This window comes from Salinicola sp. MH3R3-1 (assembly GCF_001937155.1).
Taxonomy (GTDB): Bacteria; Pseudomonadota; Gammaproteobacteria; order Pseudomonadales; family Halomonadaceae; genus Salinicola; species Salinicola halophyticus.
The window spans coordinates 1-13,905 of the sequence record NZ_MSDP01000007.1 but is presented as its reverse complement, the minus strand read 5'-3'; the positions used below and the strand labels follow the sequence as shown (position 1 = coordinate 13,905).

Here is a 13,905-nt window from a genome sequence, read left to right as displayed (position 1 = left end):
ATGCGAGAGTTACCCGCATCCGAGCCGGCCGCCATGCTTGATATCGTGCTCTATGAACCGGAAATCCCGCCCAATACCGGCAATATCATCCGGCTATGCGCCAATACCGGATTTCGCCTGCATATCATCGAACCGATGGCTTTCGAACTCGACGACAAGCGTCTGCGCCGCGCCGGGCTCGACTATCACGAATGGGCGCGAGTCCAGGTCCATGCCAACTGGGCTGCCTTTCTCGAAACCGTAGGGCCGGAACGCGTCTTCGGTGTCTCGACCCGCGGCCGTCACGGTTACAACCATATCCATTATCGTGAAGGCGACGCGCTGGTCTTCGGACCCGAAACCCGCGGGCTGCCGCAAGAAATGCTGAATGCCCTGCCACCGGCACAGCGTCTGCGCATTCCCATGCTGGCGGACAGCCGCAGCCTCAATCTTTCCAACGCCTGCGCGCTCATCGTCTACGAGGCGTGGCGTCAGATGGATTTCGTCGGCGCGGTGGATGTCTAGACTTTGGGTCTTCAGTTATCCAGTCGCCGCGTCATATAGACGCTATACGGATCTTCGCGGTAACTGCCAAACGGCTCGCAGTAAGCGAAGCCAAACGCCTCATAAAGTTTTCTGGCCGGGGCGAAGTGGGCCACTGATCCGGTTTCCAGGCTCAGGCGTTCGAATCCCGCTGCCCGTGCTTCCTCGATCAGATGGGCCACCAGAGCTGTCGCCACTCCCTTGCGCAGATGAGCCGGATCGGTACGCATCGATTTGATCTCGGCGTGCTCGTCGTTCAGACGCTTGAACGCGCCGCAGCCGAGCAGCTGGCCGTCTTCCCACGCGCTAAAGAAATGGATTTCCGGGCGGCGCAGACGATCGAGATCCAGCGCGTGGCGACTTTCCGGCGGCGAATTTGGCTCGAAGTCCTTGAGATGCGCTTCCAGCATGGCGGCGATTTCGGGACCGCGTAAATCGTCTCTTACGATGCGCATGAGGTGTATCATTCTCGCTCTGTTGTTTTGATGTCTCCGTTTCTACCTCTGCGATTCTGCCCTCATGTCCGATATTCGCCAACGTCTCGCCAAGCTCAACCCGCGTCAGCAGGAAGCCGTTCGCTTCATCGACGGCCCGTGCCTGGTGCTGGCGGGCGCCGGTTCCGGCAAGACCAGCGTGATCACCACCAAGATCGCCTACCTGGTTCAGGAGTGCGGGATGAGCGCGCGCAAGATCGCCGCCGTCACTTTTACCAACAAGGCGGCCCGCGAGATGAAGGAGCGCGTCGGGCAGATGCTCAAGGGGCGTGAGGGTCACGGGCTCACCGTCTCCACCTTCCATAACCTGGGGCTCAATATCATCCGCCGCGAGCTCAAGGCGCTGGGTTTCCGGCCGGGATTCTCGCTGTTCGACCCGGAAGATGCCAAGGCGCTGCTGCGGGACCTGATGCAGAAAGAAGCCGACACTGACGCCGAGCAGATCAACGGGGTGCAGAGTCAGATATCCCAGTGGAAGAACGACCTGGTGCTACCGGGGCCGGCGATTTCTCACGCCGAAGATGAAGACCAGCAGTACGCCGCGCGGATCTACGAAGCTTACAACCGTCATCTCAAGGCCTACAACGCGGTCGATTTCGACGACTTGATCATGCTGCCGGTGGTGCTGCTCAAGACCGATCCCGAGGCGCTGGCGCGCTGGCGCAAGCGGATCCAGTACATGCTGGTTGACGAGTATCAGGACACCAACGTCAGTCAGTATCAGCTGGTCAAGATGCTGATGGACGAACGTGCAACGTTCACCGTGGTGGGCGACGACGACCAGTCTATCTACGCCTGGCGTGGCGCCCGGCCGGAGAACCTGGTGACCCTCGGCGAGGATTTCCCGCGCTTGAACGTGATCAAGCTGGAGCAGAACTACCGTTCCACCGCCACGATCCTGCGCGCCGCCAACACCCTGATCGCCAATAACCCCCACGTCTACGAGAAGACTCTGTGGTCGGACATGGGGCCGGGCGATCCGATTCGGGTGATCGTCAATCGCCATGAAGAGGCCGAGGCCGAACGCGTGGCCGGCGAGATTCTGACGCGGCGCATCAAGGAGAGCGCCGAGTGGCGCGATTTCGCCGTGCTCTACCGTGGCAACTTCCAGGCCCGGCTGCTCGAACTCAAGCTGCAGCACCACCAGATTCCCTACAAGCTTTCCGGCGGCACCTCGTTTTTCTCCCGCAACGAGATCAAGGATTCGATGGCCTACCTGCGGCTGTTGATCAACCCTGACGACGACAACGCCTTCCTGCGCATCGTCAACGTGCCGCGCCGCGAGATCGGCCCCGGCACCATGGAAAAGTTGGCCAACTATGCCAGTGAACGGGGTGCTTCACTGCTATCGGCCTGCCAGGAAATGGGGCTCGAGCAGGTGCTGCCGACCCGCGCCGTCGAGCGTCTCGGACGTTTCGCCCACTTCATCGACGGCGTGCGCAAGCGCATGGACCAGGGCGATGCCATTGCCGCCATTCGCGAGATGATCCGCGATATGGATTACGAAGCCTGGCTGTATCAAAACGCCAGCGCGCCGACCATCGCCGAGCGCCGCATGGCCAACGTCTGGACGCTGATCGACCAGCTCGAAAAGTCGATGCATCGCGACGACGAAGACGGCGAGGCCTCCGAGGAGACCGACGACGTGCAGTCGGCCATTTCGCGTCTGGTGCTGCGCGACATTCTCGAGCAGCAGGCCGAGGAGGACGACTCCGACCGCGTTCAGCTGTTGACCATGCACGCCTCTAAGGGCCTCGAATTTCCCCATGTCTACCTGATGGGGCTGGAGGAAGAACTGCTGCCGCACCGTAACTCGATCGAGTCCGGCACCGTGGAAGAGGAACGGCGTCTTGCGTATGTCGGCATCACCCGTGCCCGACGCACGCTCACGTTGACGCTCGCCCGCCAGCGCAAGGCCTACGGCGAACTGCTCGACTGCACCCCGAGCCGCTTCCTCGACGAACTGCCGGCGGACGATCTCGAATGGGAAGGGCGCGCCGACAAGGAAAACCCGGAGAAGAAGCAGGAACGCGGCCAGAGCGCCATCGCCGGGTTGCGTTCGCTGCTAGGCTAGAGATTCCACTTGGCGCCGGTGGCGACAGTCGCGGGTAGGCACTTCAGGGAGAGACGATGAACACGATCGAGCTATGGCAGCAGGCCCGCGACGAGGCGATGACGATCTCGCGGCAGGAGCCGCTGTTGACCCCCTTGATGCTGGGCGCGGTGCTCAATCGCTCGACACTGGGCGCGGGGTTGGCCTATCGCCTGGGCCAACGCCTGGCGCATCCCGATCTGGCGGCCAATCAGTTGATCAAGCTGTTCGACGAGCTGCTGGCCGGCGATCCCTCGGTCGGTGAAGGCATCGGCCAGGATCTGACCGCAGTGATTGAACGCGATCCGGCGATTCGCCAGGTCACCGAAGTGCTGCTCTATCTCAAGGGGTTCCACGCCTTGACCGTGCATCGCTTCGCCCACGTGCTGTGGCAGAGCGGCCGCCGGCAGATGGCGCGCTATCTGCAGAGCCGCAGCTCGGAAGTGTTCCAGACCGATATCCACCCCGCGGCACGGGTCGGCAACGGTGTGTTCATCGATCACGCCACCGGCGTAGTGATCGGCGAAACTACCGTCATCGAGGATGAAGTCTCGCTGCTGCAAGGCGTCACGCTGGGTGGTACGGGCAAGGAAACGGGAGATCGCCATCCCAAAATTCGCCGCGGTGTGCTGATCGGCGCCGGCGCGAAGATACTCGGCAATCTCGAGATCGGCGAAGGGGCACGAATCGGTGCGGGCTCGGTCGTGCTCAAGGCGATACCGCCGCACACCACGGCGGTGGGCGTGCCGGCGAGGATCATTGGCGATGCAGGCTGCGATGCGCCATCGCGGGAAATGCAGCACTGCTTTGACGGGGATCAAGGCGGGGCGAAGTCGAAACACACAGGCCTGACGACCAACCGGCTCGGCTGCGGGCGTTAGTATAGCGGCTGCAAACACCAGAAAACGTCTCGGTTTCATGTCGCCCTCATCCCTATCGGTCACTTGTCGTTATCGTGTTGATGCGGCTTCAGTATAATCCGCCGCGGCCCCGCCGCCGCTGGACAGCCATTGACCGAGCGGGTAGGATGGCCGCGCCGCTTGCGGGCCATCCTAGGTCATCGACGCGAACCGGCATGACTCCCGTCATACGCGCCCATAGCTCAGCTGGATAGAGTACTGCCCTCCGAAGGCAGGGGTCGTAGGTTCGAATCCTACTGGGCGCGCCAAGAATCCTGCGAAAGCCGCCGTTCGAAACGCTTCGAACGGCGGCTTTTCTTTGCCTGCCGTTTCAGTCCGTGATCATTGTGCCGCATGGCGCGCGAGCAATGGTTCCATAATGACAATTGTGTTCAAGTGGCGGATAATCTATAAAAACCGCCAAATGGCACGAGGAGGCGATATGGCTATCACTCAGATGTCACGCGACCAGCGCCAGGATATGAGCGCGGCGGCCATGCGCACCTATCCCAACATCGCTCGAGATTGGCAGTTGAAGGAGCAGGAGGCCGCGTTGCTGCTTGGCGTGCCGGGTTCGACTTATCGCCGCTGGCAGAAGCAGCCCGGCAAGGCCACCTTGGACGTAAACCAGCTAGAGCGCATGTCTTTGATCCTGGGAATCTACAAGGCGTTGCAGATCCTTTTGCCGCGCAGCGATGCAGCGGATAGCTGGCTGCGCCGGCCGAACAGCAATCCACTGTTCTCAGGGCAGGCGCCTCTCGAACGACTGCGTAGCGGGTTGGTGTCCGATCTCTACGTGGTGCGTCAGTACCTCGATGCCGCACGCGGTGGCAGCCACGCATGACGTTTCCACTCTCGACCGTACATTGGCGGCCAAGCTATCGCGTCGTGCCTTCCCGGTTTCCGCCTATCGACCTATTCGAGCGTGTCGCCGCGCCTGGCGACTGGAATCTTCTCAATCGGCTGGAAGGCCAGACCTCCACCCGGTTACGGGAGGAAGCCGGCGCGATTCACATGGTCCGAGAGGAAGATCGCCGCTACGGTCTAGGCTGGACGCCCGTCATGGCAGCTTTTTGCCACTTCACGGGTCAGGGGTCACGTTTCAGCGATGGGGCTTTCGGGGTCTACTACTGCGCTTTGAGCGAGGCCACAGCCATCGCCGAGACGCGTTACCACGCTGAACGATTCCTGCACGACTCCAGCGAGCCGCCCATGCAGCTACAGCAGCGAGTTTATCTCTCGGACCTGGTTGGCACGCTGCATGACCTACGTGGCGAGCCAAGCGCCGCACCCCTGTTAGATCCCGATGATTGGAGCGCAGGGCAGGCGTTCGGCCGGCAAGTCTGGGAAGCCAGCGGGAACGGCATCGTGTACCCCAGCGTGCGCGACCCCGATGGCGAATGCGCGGCGGTGCTACGTCCGCCGGTCATGTCCGCCACGCGGCAGGGCCGGCATTTGGGCTACGAGTGGGATGGCGAGCGCATTCGCCATGTCCTCGAGCTCAAACTGATCGAGTAGATTTCCATTCAGTGGTCGTTTTCGCCCGTCATCGTCTCGACCCGGTATTCGCAACAGATCGGATGCCCTCCGTGACGCGTTGGAATCCCCATTAGTCACAGCATGACGATTTCGATTCACAGCAATTCCCGGTGCTTACCGTTTCAGAAGGCGGCGAAGAAGCATCTGCCTTGGCCTGCCCTGTAACTCGCCATTCGACAATCGCCTCGGTCGAAACTTGCCAGGCCGAATGCAGGAAGAGCGCAGCGATGGCCAGGCCAACCACCACATCCGGCCAAACCGTGCCGGTCATGCCGACGGCCACCGCTGCCAGCACCACGCTAGTATTCGCGATGAGATCGTTACGCGAGCAGAGCCACGTCGAACGCATATTGAGATCCGCCGAGCGGTAGCGCAGCAGCATGATGAAACAGACCGTGTTGGCGGCCAGCGCCAGCAGCCCCATGATCCCCATCGCGCCGGCCTCTGGCACGCTGCCTACCACGCTCTTGTGAACTGCCTCGGCAATGACCGCCAAACCAAAGACGAACATGAACAGGCTTTTGACCAACGCCGCACCGGCCCGCGTTCGATCACTTCGGTTCAGCGCGTACAGCGTCAGTATGTAGACGGTGGCGTCGCCGAACATATCGAGCGAGTCTGCCAATAGCGCCGTCGACCCGATCAGCCAACCCGCCACGAACTCGATCACGAACATCGAGCCGTTGATACCGAGTACCCAGTACAGCACCTTGGCCTGCGCGCCTCGCAATTGCGCCAGCTCGCCAGCCTTGTTCTCGCAGCAGGAATCCATGCCAGTGCCTCCTCGAATGATTGGCTGATAGCATGAAGGTTCTAGCCGCTATAGGGTCAAGCATCATGGATACCCGGATAACCATAGGTCAGCTTGCCAAGGCCACCGACACCAAGGCGGTGACCATCCGCTATTACGAAAGCGCGGGGCTACTCTCGCCGGTGACCAGAACACAGGGCGGTTATCGGCTCTACACGGATCGTGAGCGAGATCGCCTGATCTTCATCAAGCGCGCGCGTCACTTGGGCCTGAGCCTGGAGGATGTGAAATCGCTGCTTGGACTCGCCGATGACGAGAACGCACCGTGCCGACAGGTCGACTCGATCATCCACGAGCAACTGGAGCGGGTCAGGTCGAGGCTGAAGGATCTACAGCAGCTGGAACGGGAACTCGACCGGCTCGAGCAATGCTGCCAGGCGGATACGGTGGCCGACTGCAAAATCATCGAGTCGCTGTCGCGGTAACAGCGGCGAATGGGTGGCCACGTCCCTGTGGCCACCATCCTGCCCTTATCTCGCCGCAAGCTGCCGGCGCGCTGTCGACTCCCCGCCCCGCCTGCGCGCTAAATGGGTCGATTTTGATGCAGCGTCGCAGGTGGCTCCAAGCCGCGCCGCTACTGGGGCGGCAGGGCGATTATGGGGCCGGAAAAATGATGCGGAATAATGCGTTTTGCAACCAGCCCGACGAAAGGTGGGGGATGTTGGATAGAGAAATGAAACGGAGTGTGGCAGATTGATACGAAAGGTATTCCTGACAGGGGTTGAGAAGGCTGACGGGTTCCGACCCAGAGCAGACTTAGGAAGGGGGCTGCCCTCGATTTTAAATGCAATTCATTCGGTCCAGTGAGTCATACACGGTAAAACCCGACTCACTGCCATCGAAGGGCGAGTATGGCAAGCTAGTTGGATCTCGGCTTAAGACCCACCCCCAGATCCGGATTGACCTGCAGGGAAATCCCGCAAAAAGCGGTGCAACATAGTAACAACAACCCGTGACAGGCTTTGAGCCCACTGGCCTGAAAATTTTCTCTGGGGGGAGCAATGACGAGCCAAAATGAAGACTCCGCGCCGATTGAGATTGAGGCGTGGTTGAACAGCAAAGCCAGTTGGTTGCGGGCGGCCGCGCATGATCTGATCACCTACCGGCGCATGCCAGACGTGACGGGCATCGACGCGCTAGCAGATCACTGCCTGCAAGAAGCCGCAAAGGAGTTGAGCCAAGATTCCGCTCCACTGGTACCCGGCGCAATTGCTGGCACCCCAGGGCGCGGCGGACTGCGACTTGAACGATTGTTCGACATCCGCGGTGTCAACGCGTTGGGCGACCAAGCCCATCTCGAGCTAGGAGAGGCGGACCTGGCGGTCGTGTATGGCCCCAACGGATCCGGCAAATCCGGCTACGCGCGCTTGACCAAACACTTGTGCGGGGCGCGCATAGCAGGCCCCATGTATGGCCACGTTTTTCTGGACGCCACCGAGAACCCAACTGCAGCGGTGAAAATTAGGGCCATGGATCAAAAAGGGCCAGCGTCTCAAGCGTCAGAGCTGACGTGGGACATGGGCAAGGGCCCGTTACCCGAGCTGAAAGCGATCCCTGTGTTCGACTCCGCGACGTCCGTAGAATTTGGTGACAAAGCGACATCTGCAACCCACATGCCTCGGCCCATGGTGTTCATGGGGCGTCTCATCGAGATTTCCGATCGCGTCGGCGCCAACCTGCGACAGCGCGCGGATCTGCTGGTGAACCAGCTGCCGCAACTCAATGCAGATTTGTCCCAATCGAAGGCGGCTGCGACGCTTCGGGAGCTTCTGAAGCTTAAAGCCCAAGACGCGGCCATTGACGCGGCTTGCGGCGTGTCCGATCAGGAACGCGTGGAACGGGTGACATTGGAGGCGGCCTTGGCACAGCCCAACCCGTCCGTGCTCCATACCAAGGTGGTCAAGCAACTGGATCAGCTCGCCAAGCACAAGCAATCGGCGCTGGATCGAGAAGCCGCGACCTCCGTCGACCAAGTCAATGCAATCATCGCTGCTCGAGCAGATGCCATCGGCAAGCGAGAGGCCGCTAGTACGCACGCCATGGCGTTCTTCGACAAGGTGCCACTAAGAGGCGTTGGAGAAGAGGTTTGGCGCCGCTTATGGGTAGCTGCAGAGGCGTATTCAACGGCCTCGGCCTACCCGGATCACGAGCACCCGAACGTCGAAGAAGGAGCGAGGTGCGTGTTGTGCCAACAGGAACTCGGCGCTGACGCCAAGGCGCGCATGCTCGGGTTCTCCGAGTTTATCCAGAACAAGCTCCAAGCCGATGCAGCGGCCGCCGAAACGTACCTAAACGACCAGGTCAAGGCATTGCAGTCAGTGCCCGACGAGCAGGTGTGGGCCACCGTAAGCCAAACCATTGGCTTGGACGTTGCGGTTGGCGAATCACTGCGAGTGGCCGTGGACGCGCGAACCACTGCTTTGAAGGTAGCGTCAGACTTGGCAGACGTCCCCAGCGTGGATTGGTCGGTTTGGCACGTCGCTCATGCCAAACGGATCGCAGATCTTGAGCTGGAACGTGATCAGCTTGCTAGGCTAATTGACGTGGAAGGCAGGAGAGCCAGTCAGGAGCGGCTGCTCGACCTACGTGGTAAAGAGTGGCTAGCTGCAAACGTTTCCGCCATTAAGGCCGAGGTCAAGCGCCTGACTGCGGTCGCGAAGTTTGATGCGGCCATCCGTTTGACGTCAACGAAAACGCTAACAACGAAGAACAACGAGATCGCAAGTGCAGAGTTGGCCCAAGGTTTCTGCGATCGCTTCAACGCCGAGATGGGGAAGTTGGGTGGCAAAGGGTTGCCCGTGGTAATGAAACATAAGTCTCAAGGGAAAGGCAGGTTCACGTTCTGCGCGGAACTTCTAGCTCCCAAACAGCGCGTCGAAAACTGCGAGGTGTTGAGCGAGGGCGAGCAGCGGCTCATTGCCTTGGCCGCGTTCTTAGCCGATGCTACCGGAAGCGATCGTTCCATTCCTATCGTATTCGATGACCCCATCTCATCGCTTGACCAGCGGTTCGAGGAGGCAGTGGCCGCGCGGATCGCCGAGCTTGCAGAGAGTCGCCAAGTCATCGTTTTCACCCATCGTTTGTCTCTCTTGGCCCTACTGCAAGACGCTCACGAGAAGCGCATCGGGAAAGGTTTCAAGGCTCGCTGCAAGGTCATTGCGATCGGGCGGGAAGGTCACCAGACGGGCGTACCGTCATTGGTCAACACGTTCTCACTGAAGCCCAAACCTGGCCTTGGCCAGCTCATCAGTGAGATGGGCGCCGCTAAGCGGCTGGAGCCAAAGCTCAGGCAGATGGCATTGAAGGATGCCTGCAGCCCCTTCCGCATTTTGGTGGAGCGCACAGTGGAAGTTCACTTGTGTGCGAACATCGTTGGGCGCTTCCGCCGCGAGATCAAAACGATGGGGGTACTCAAGAAACTGGCAGCCATCGAGCCAGCGGATTGCATCGTCATCGACGATCTAATGTCGAAGTATTCCGCCTTTGAGCACTCCCAGCCAGACGAAACTCCCACCCACCTGCCCGATATCGACGAGATCATCGCCGACGCAAGCAAGCTACGAGATTGGATCAATGATTTCGATAAGCGAACGAAAACCGCCGCATAGGGAAGAGCGGTAGCATGGACTCAACCGCAGCGCGTCACTCAGAAGGCGGGGCGCTACAAGTTCGTAGGACCAGTGACGAGGAAGAGTCGTGTTTTTTAGAAGATGGCTTGGGGATGGGAGACGCCCACCGCCTTGGAGTCTGTAGCACGCATCATCCAGTAGATGACGTCAGCTTGGGGCTAGGTGTTGCCATAGAGAGATTTCCGCTTTTGACCGAATACTGTCACTCACCGGCCACCCGCCGCGGATCGGGCTTTGACGAACTTCATCAAGCCACGACACCGCTTCTCAACGGGAAGCCAGCCGGCACGCTCGTAGAATGCATAGGCTCGACTGCCGATCTCGGTTTCCATCCAGATCTCGTCGAATTTGGCGAATAGATGGCGCTCGGCTTTCTCAAGAAGTAAGCGGCCCACACCTCTCCCTTCGTAATCGGCTCGGACGAAAAGACCAAATACGCTCCCGGTTTCATAGCGAACCATCGAAAAGCCCACGGGTACTCGATCAAACTCCGCAACCCAGAGACTAGGGCCCTGGTCGAGCATGGCGGCGATGGTCTCTAGTGTGATACCCATTTCGGCGAGCTGCTCAAGCGAGAGATGGTTCTCGGCTACGCTGGTGCGGATGGCGAAGATCTCGCCGATATCCGCCTTGCTAGCTTCTCTTACTTGAATTGGCATATATCGATACCCTTGGCAGCGATTGAAAAGCCCATGGGCGATCGTTTTGGGGCACACAGTGCCCATAGACGAACGTAGCTGAGTGGCCGTGCGATGAGCAGCCACACGGTTAGCTTACGAGGCTGAAAGGTATATCGGAGGTATACTTAGATTGTCGACATTATAAAAAATACTTGGAAAACAATCATTTACATGTGGTTAAAGAACCCTAAAACCGCCCTCACGCCACTGATTGAGCGGCGGTTTTCTTTGACGGTTGTTTCGGGGCTTTCTCAATGCAAGATGTGCCTGCTTTTCTTCGTCAGGGGCTTTGCGCAGGTCGCGCCGACAGCAATATTCGTAATTCCTGCTCGTTACCGGCCAGATCCGCCAGGACATAGCCGTCGAGAATTTCCAGAAATGCCTGCTGTGCCTTCCACAATACGTTCTTGAGGCGGCAGCCGGGTTCGATGGGGCAGCTGGAGTTGGGCCCGAAGCATTCGAGCAGTTCCAGATTCTCCGTTTGACGGACGAGCGCCCCGATGTTGATTTCCTCGGCGGGTCGTTGCAGGCGTAATCCACCACCACGACCGCGCAGGCTGGTGACGTAGCCCAGTTGCACCAGTGTCTGGGCGACCTTGGCCAGGTGATTGCTGGAAATACCGTAATGCGTTGCCGCCGCCTGGACCGTGGCGGGCATCTCGTCGCTTCTCACTGCCAGATAGATCAGCAGGCGCAGCGCATAGTCGGTGTGCGTAGTGAGCTTCATGATACCTTGACAAGTTAAATTTGGTAAATGATACTCCTATTTAAAAAGGTATGTTACATACCCTTTTGGTGCCCGAGCCATCTCGATCGCATTTTCCGCCAGGAGTACGCCATGCTCACCCCCGCACAGACCGCTATTATCAAACAGACCGTTCCCGTGCTACAGGCCCACGGAGAGAGTTTGACCCGGCATTTCTATGCCCGGATGTTCAAACACAATCCCGAGGTCAAAACCTACTTCAATCCGGCGCACCAGCGTTCCGGTACTCAGCAGCGGGCGCTGGCCGGTGCGATTCTCGCCTATGCCCAGCATATCGATAATCCCGTCGTACTGGGGCAGGCGATCGAGGTCATCGCCCAGAAGCACACCTCGCTGACGATTCAGCCGGAGCACTATCCCATCGTGGGCGAAAATCTGCTGGCCTCGATCCGTGAAGTGCTGGGAGATGCCGCGACGGATGACGTCATCGATGCTTGGGCAGCGGCTTACGGGCAACTGGCGGATGTTTTCATTCAGCGGGAAAAAGACATCTACGCCGGGCAGGACGAACGCTATGGCTGGTCGGGGTTCAAGCCGTTCGTGGTGGCCCGGCGCCAGGTCGAGAGCGACAACATCGTATCGATCTATTTCGAACCCGTCGATGGTCAGCCGCTGGCCGAACACCAGCCGGGGCAGTATGTCTCGATCCGGCTTCATACCGCGGATGGTCGGCTCTCAATGCGCAATTACAGCCTTTCCAACGCGCCCGGTGAGGCAGCCTTTCGCATCAGCGTCAAACGCGAGGCGGGCGAGGGCGAAGATGTACCGGCCGGCAATGCGTCGAATTGGATTCACGATTTCCTTGCCGTCGGGGATCGGGTCGAACTGTCTCCGCCCTGTGGCGAGTTCACGCTGCAGTTGCCGGAGGCGGAGGCGCAACCGCTGGTACTCATTGCCGGTGGTGTCGGCGTTACGCCGCTGATCTCCATGGCGCACGCCGCGCTCAAAAAGTCTACGGCTCGCCCCATCATTTTCGTCCAGGCGTCGCGGCACGGCGGCGTACGGCCCTTCGGGCCGGAGCTGGAAGCGTTGGCGGCAGAGCACGCCAATTTCCGGCTTCACCTCTGTTTCGATGAACCTCGTGCCGAGGATACCGACTTCGACAAGCGGGGCCTAATCGAAGCCGAGGATCTGAAGGCCTGGGTCGGCGATCGGCAGGCGACTTACTATTTTTGCGGCCCGATGGTGATGATGCAGCAGGTCGATCAGCTATTGGCTGCGCAGGGCGTACCGGCCGAGAACCGGCGCTACGAGTGTTTCGGACCGCAGCAACCGCTGGCGACCTGAGGTCGCCATCTCGCGAGAAAGACGATACGTGAGTTCCTTATAATACAGCCCCGATCGGCGATACCGATCGGGGCTGTGTCGTTAATCCTGGTGTCGTTCGGCTCGAGTGCCGTTCGGCCCCGGCCGAATTCTCTTGTGCTTTCGGTCTCGAACGAAGCCGCCCACCAGCAGAGAGTTCGAGGGCGAACAAGAGCCATGTGCTGAATGGATAATGTCACGATCCGCCGATAGCCGTGTATCTGCCACAAAAAAGGGCCCGCAGGCCCTCATTTTCCGTCAATCAGCAGCTTAGCTGTTGCTGGCAAAGTCCATCTCGACATTGCCGCGGTCGTTGCCGCCATTCTGTGTGGCATTCTGCAGCGCCTGGGCGGCGGCTTCACTCTGGCCTTGGCCGATCAGGGCGTTGTGGCTCGCCGGGATATTGGTAGCCAACTGAGTGGCATCGGCCACGTTCTCCAACGCTTGAATTGCAGACGCGCTATGACCACCGTTGACGGTATCGACGCTGTAGCGAGTCGGTAGCGCGTGATACTGCGCGGTCTGCTCGATATTGAGCGCTTCGCTTTGCTGGTCGAAGTGACGTTCGGTCACGAGGCTGTTGGCCTGGGCGATGGTGGGTAGAGCGACGGCAATGGCGATAGCGGCGAGAATGCGAGTTTTCATGGTGTTGCCTCCAATGATCATCTGTTTTGGTGTTGGGCTCTTGGCCTCAACCGGTGATGTCATTATTGATCTGTTAGCCGTCTAACAAAAATCGAATGGCGCGAAATAAACTATCGACAGGAATGATGGTGGTTGTAGCGTCTGAACCCATTCGTTTTTGCAGGATATAAAACCAAAAGGGAGCCGATGGCTCCCTTTTTCGACTAGCGGTGAGACTGCGCCCGAAGGCGAAGACTTACAGGCTGGCGAAATTCACTTCGACGTTGCCGTTGTCATTGCTGACGGTCTGCGTGGCGTTTTGCAGCGCCTGAGCAGCAGCGTCGCTCTGACCTTCACCGATCAAGTCGCTGTGGGACGCTTCGATGTCGGTTGCCAGTTGGGTGGTGTTGGCGACCTGCTGCAGAGCCTGGTCTGCCGCGGCGCTATGGCCACCGTTGACGGTGTCGACGCTGTAGCGAGTCGGCAGCGCATGATACTGCGCGGTCTGCTCGATGCTGAGCGCTTCGCTCTGCTGGTCGAAGTG

At 59.6% G+C, this 13,905-nt stretch carries 14 protein-coding genes and 1 tRNA gene; 9 read left to right on the top strand and 6 right to left on the bottom strand.

Annotated features, from left to right (window positions below; translation table 11 throughout):
* Positions 1 to 33 precede the first annotated feature (33 nt).
* Positions 34 to 504, top strand: coding sequence for a tRNA (uridine(34)/cytosine(34)/5-carboxymethylaminomethyluridine(34)-2'-O)-methyltransferase TrmL (gene trmL, locus BTW08_RS04770; protein WP_075561608.1), 471 nt, complete (start codon positions 34 to 36; stop codon positions 502 to 504).
* 11 nt (positions 505 to 515) lie between these two features.
* On the opposite strand, the gene BTW08_RS04765 is transcribed toward trmL, so the two are convergent.
* Complete coding sequence (locus tag BTW08_RS04765; RefSeq protein WP_075561387.1) at positions 516 to 977, bottom strand: GNAT family N-acetyltransferase; 462 nt, start codon at positions 975 to 977, stop codon at positions 516 to 518.
* A 64-nt stretch (positions 978 to 1,041) separates the two neighbouring features.
* Here BTW08_RS04765 and rep point away from each other — a divergent pair, with 64 nt between their 5' ends.
* The 5 genes from rep to BTW08_RS04740 all read left to right on the top strand — a co-directional run bounded on the left by rep (position 1,042) and on the right by BTW08_RS04740 (position 5,525).
* Positions 1,042 to 3,090, top strand: coding sequence for a DNA helicase Rep (rep, locus tag BTW08_RS04760; RefSeq protein WP_075561386.1), 2,049 nt, complete (start codon positions 1,042 to 1,044; stop codon positions 3,088 to 3,090).
* A gap of 56 nt (positions 3,091 to 3,146) precedes the next feature.
* A complete protein-coding gene (gene cysE, locus BTW08_RS04755) occupies positions 3,147 to 3,989 on the top strand; it encodes a serine O-acetyltransferase (protein WP_075561385.1) in 843 nt (280 codons plus the stop codon).
* A gap of 210 nt (positions 3,990 to 4,199) precedes the next feature.
* A tRNA-Arg gene (locus BTW08_RS04750) sits at positions 4,200 to 4,276 on the top strand.
* A gap of 173 nt (positions 4,277 to 4,449) precedes the next feature.
* Positions 4,450 to 4,851: an MbcA/ParS/Xre antitoxin family protein gene (locus BTW08_RS04745; protein ID WP_075561384.1), complete on the top strand. Its 402-nt coding sequence runs from the start codon at positions 4,450 to 4,452 to the stop codon at positions 4,849 to 4,851.
* The gene (locus BTW08_RS04740; protein ID WP_075561383.1) at positions 4,848 to 5,525 is read left to right on the top strand and encodes an RES family NAD+ phosphorylase; all 678 of its coding nucleotides are present in this window, start codon (positions 4,848 to 4,850) and stop codon (positions 5,523 to 5,525) included. The genes BTW08_RS04745 and BTW08_RS04740 overlap by 4 nt, the downstream gene beginning before the upstream one ends.
* Before the next feature lie 91 nt (positions 5,526 to 5,616).
* Here the strand turns inward: BTW08_RS04740 and BTW08_RS04735 are convergent, their stop codons facing one another.
* Complete coding sequence (locus BTW08_RS04735) at positions 5,617 to 6,318, bottom strand: cation diffusion facilitator family transporter (protein ID WP_075561382.1); 702 nt, start codon at positions 6,316 to 6,318, stop codon at positions 5,617 to 5,619.
* A gap of 65 nt (positions 6,319 to 6,383) precedes the next feature.
* Between BTW08_RS04735 and BTW08_RS04730 the strand changes: the two genes are divergently transcribed.
* Together BTW08_RS04730 and BTW08_RS04725 are read left to right on the top strand one after the other, a co-directional pair.
* Positions 6,384 to 6,782, top strand: coding sequence for a helix-turn-helix domain-containing protein (locus BTW08_RS04730; protein ID WP_075561381.1), 399 nt, complete (start codon positions 6,384 to 6,386; stop codon positions 6,780 to 6,782).
* 576 nt (positions 6,783 to 7,358) lie between these two features.
* On the top strand, positions 7,359 to 9,965 hold the full coding sequence (locus BTW08_RS04725) for an AAA family ATPase (protein ID WP_075561380.1): 2,607 nt from the start codon (positions 7,359 to 7,361) through the stop codon (positions 9,963 to 9,965).
* A 227-nt stretch (positions 9,966 to 10,192) separates the two neighbouring features.
* Here BTW08_RS04725 and BTW08_RS04720 read toward each other — a convergent pair whose 3' ends face one another.
* Positions 10,193 to 10,645 (bottom strand): GNAT family N-acetyltransferase, encoded by a 453-nt coding sequence (locus BTW08_RS04720; RefSeq protein WP_075561379.1) that lies wholly within the window; start codon positions 10,643 to 10,645, stop codon positions 10,193 to 10,195.
* 301 nt (positions 10,646 to 10,946) lie between these two features.
* A complete protein-coding gene (locus BTW08_RS04715; RefSeq protein WP_075561378.1) occupies positions 10,947 to 11,393 on the bottom strand; it encodes an Rrf2 family transcriptional regulator in 447 nt (148 codons plus the stop codon).
* A gap of 111 nt (positions 11,394 to 11,504) precedes the next feature.
* Here BTW08_RS04715 and hmpA point away from each other — a divergent pair, with 111 nt between their 5' ends.
* Positions 11,505 to 12,719: an NO-inducible flavohemoprotein gene (gene hmpA / locus BTW08_RS04710; protein ID WP_075561377.1), complete on the top strand. Its 1,215-nt coding sequence runs from the start codon at positions 11,505 to 11,507 to the stop codon at positions 12,717 to 12,719.
* Positions 12,720 to 13,007: 288 nt separating this feature from the next.
* Here the strand turns inward: hmpA and BTW08_RS04705 are convergent, their stop codons facing one another.
* Both BTW08_RS04705 and BTW08_RS19110 read right to left on the bottom strand, forming a co-directional pair.
* Complete coding sequence (locus BTW08_RS04705; protein WP_139313578.1) at positions 13,008 to 13,382, bottom strand: hypothetical protein; 375 nt, start codon at positions 13,380 to 13,382, stop codon at positions 13,008 to 13,010.
* Between the two features lie 235 nt (positions 13,383 to 13,617).
* Positions 13,618 to 13,905 (bottom strand): hypothetical protein (locus tag BTW08_RS19110; RefSeq protein WP_168170635.1); only part of this gene is annotated, 288 nt, incomplete at its 5' end.

Bases quoted from the DNA above. Each gene is read 5' to 3' on its own strand.
- trmL (WP_075561608.1), top strand. From the start codon at position 34: ATGCTTGATATCGTGCTCTATGAACCGGAAATCCCGCCCAATACCGGC.
- BTW08_RS04765 (WP_075561387.1), bottom strand. From the start codon at position 977: ATGCGCATCGTAAGAGACGATTTACGCGGTCCCGAAATCGCCGCCATG.
- rep (WP_075561386.1), top strand. From the start codon at position 1,042: ATGTCCGATATTCGCCAACGTCTCGCCAAGCTCAACCCGCGTCAGCAG.
- cysE (WP_075561385.1), top strand. From the start codon at position 3,147: ATGAACACGATCGAGCTATGGCAGCAGGCCCGCGACGAGGCGATGACG.
- BTW08_RS04745 (WP_075561384.1), top strand. From the start codon at position 4,450: ATGGCTATCACTCAGATGTCACGCGACCAGCGCCAGGATATGAGCGCG.
- BTW08_RS04740 (WP_075561383.1), top strand. From the start codon at position 4,848: ATGACGTTTCCACTCTCGACCGTACATTGGCGGCCAAGCTATCGCGTC.
- BTW08_RS04735 (WP_075561382.1), bottom strand. From the start codon at position 6,318: ATGGATTCCTGCTGCGAGAACAAGGCTGGCGAGCTGGCGCAATTGCGA.
- BTW08_RS04730 (WP_075561381.1), top strand. From the start codon at position 6,384: ATGGATACCCGGATAACCATAGGTCAGCTTGCCAAGGCCACCGACACC.
- BTW08_RS04725 (WP_075561380.1), top strand. From the start codon at position 7,359: ATGACGAGCCAAAATGAAGACTCCGCGCCGATTGAGATTGAGGCGTGG.
- BTW08_RS04720 (WP_075561379.1), bottom strand. From the start codon at position 10,645: ATGCCAATTCAAGTAAGAGAAGCTAGCAAGGCGGATATCGGCGAGATC.
- BTW08_RS04715 (WP_075561378.1), bottom strand. From the start codon at position 11,393: ATGAAGCTCACTACGCACACCGACTATGCGCTGCGCCTGCTGATCTAT.
- hmpA (WP_075561377.1), top strand. From the start codon at position 11,505: ATGCTCACCCCCGCACAGACCGCTATTATCAAACAGACCGTTCCCGTG.
- BTW08_RS04705 (WP_139313578.1), bottom strand. From the start codon at position 13,382: ATGAAAACTCGCATTCTCGCCGCTATCGCCATTGCCGTCGCTCTACCC.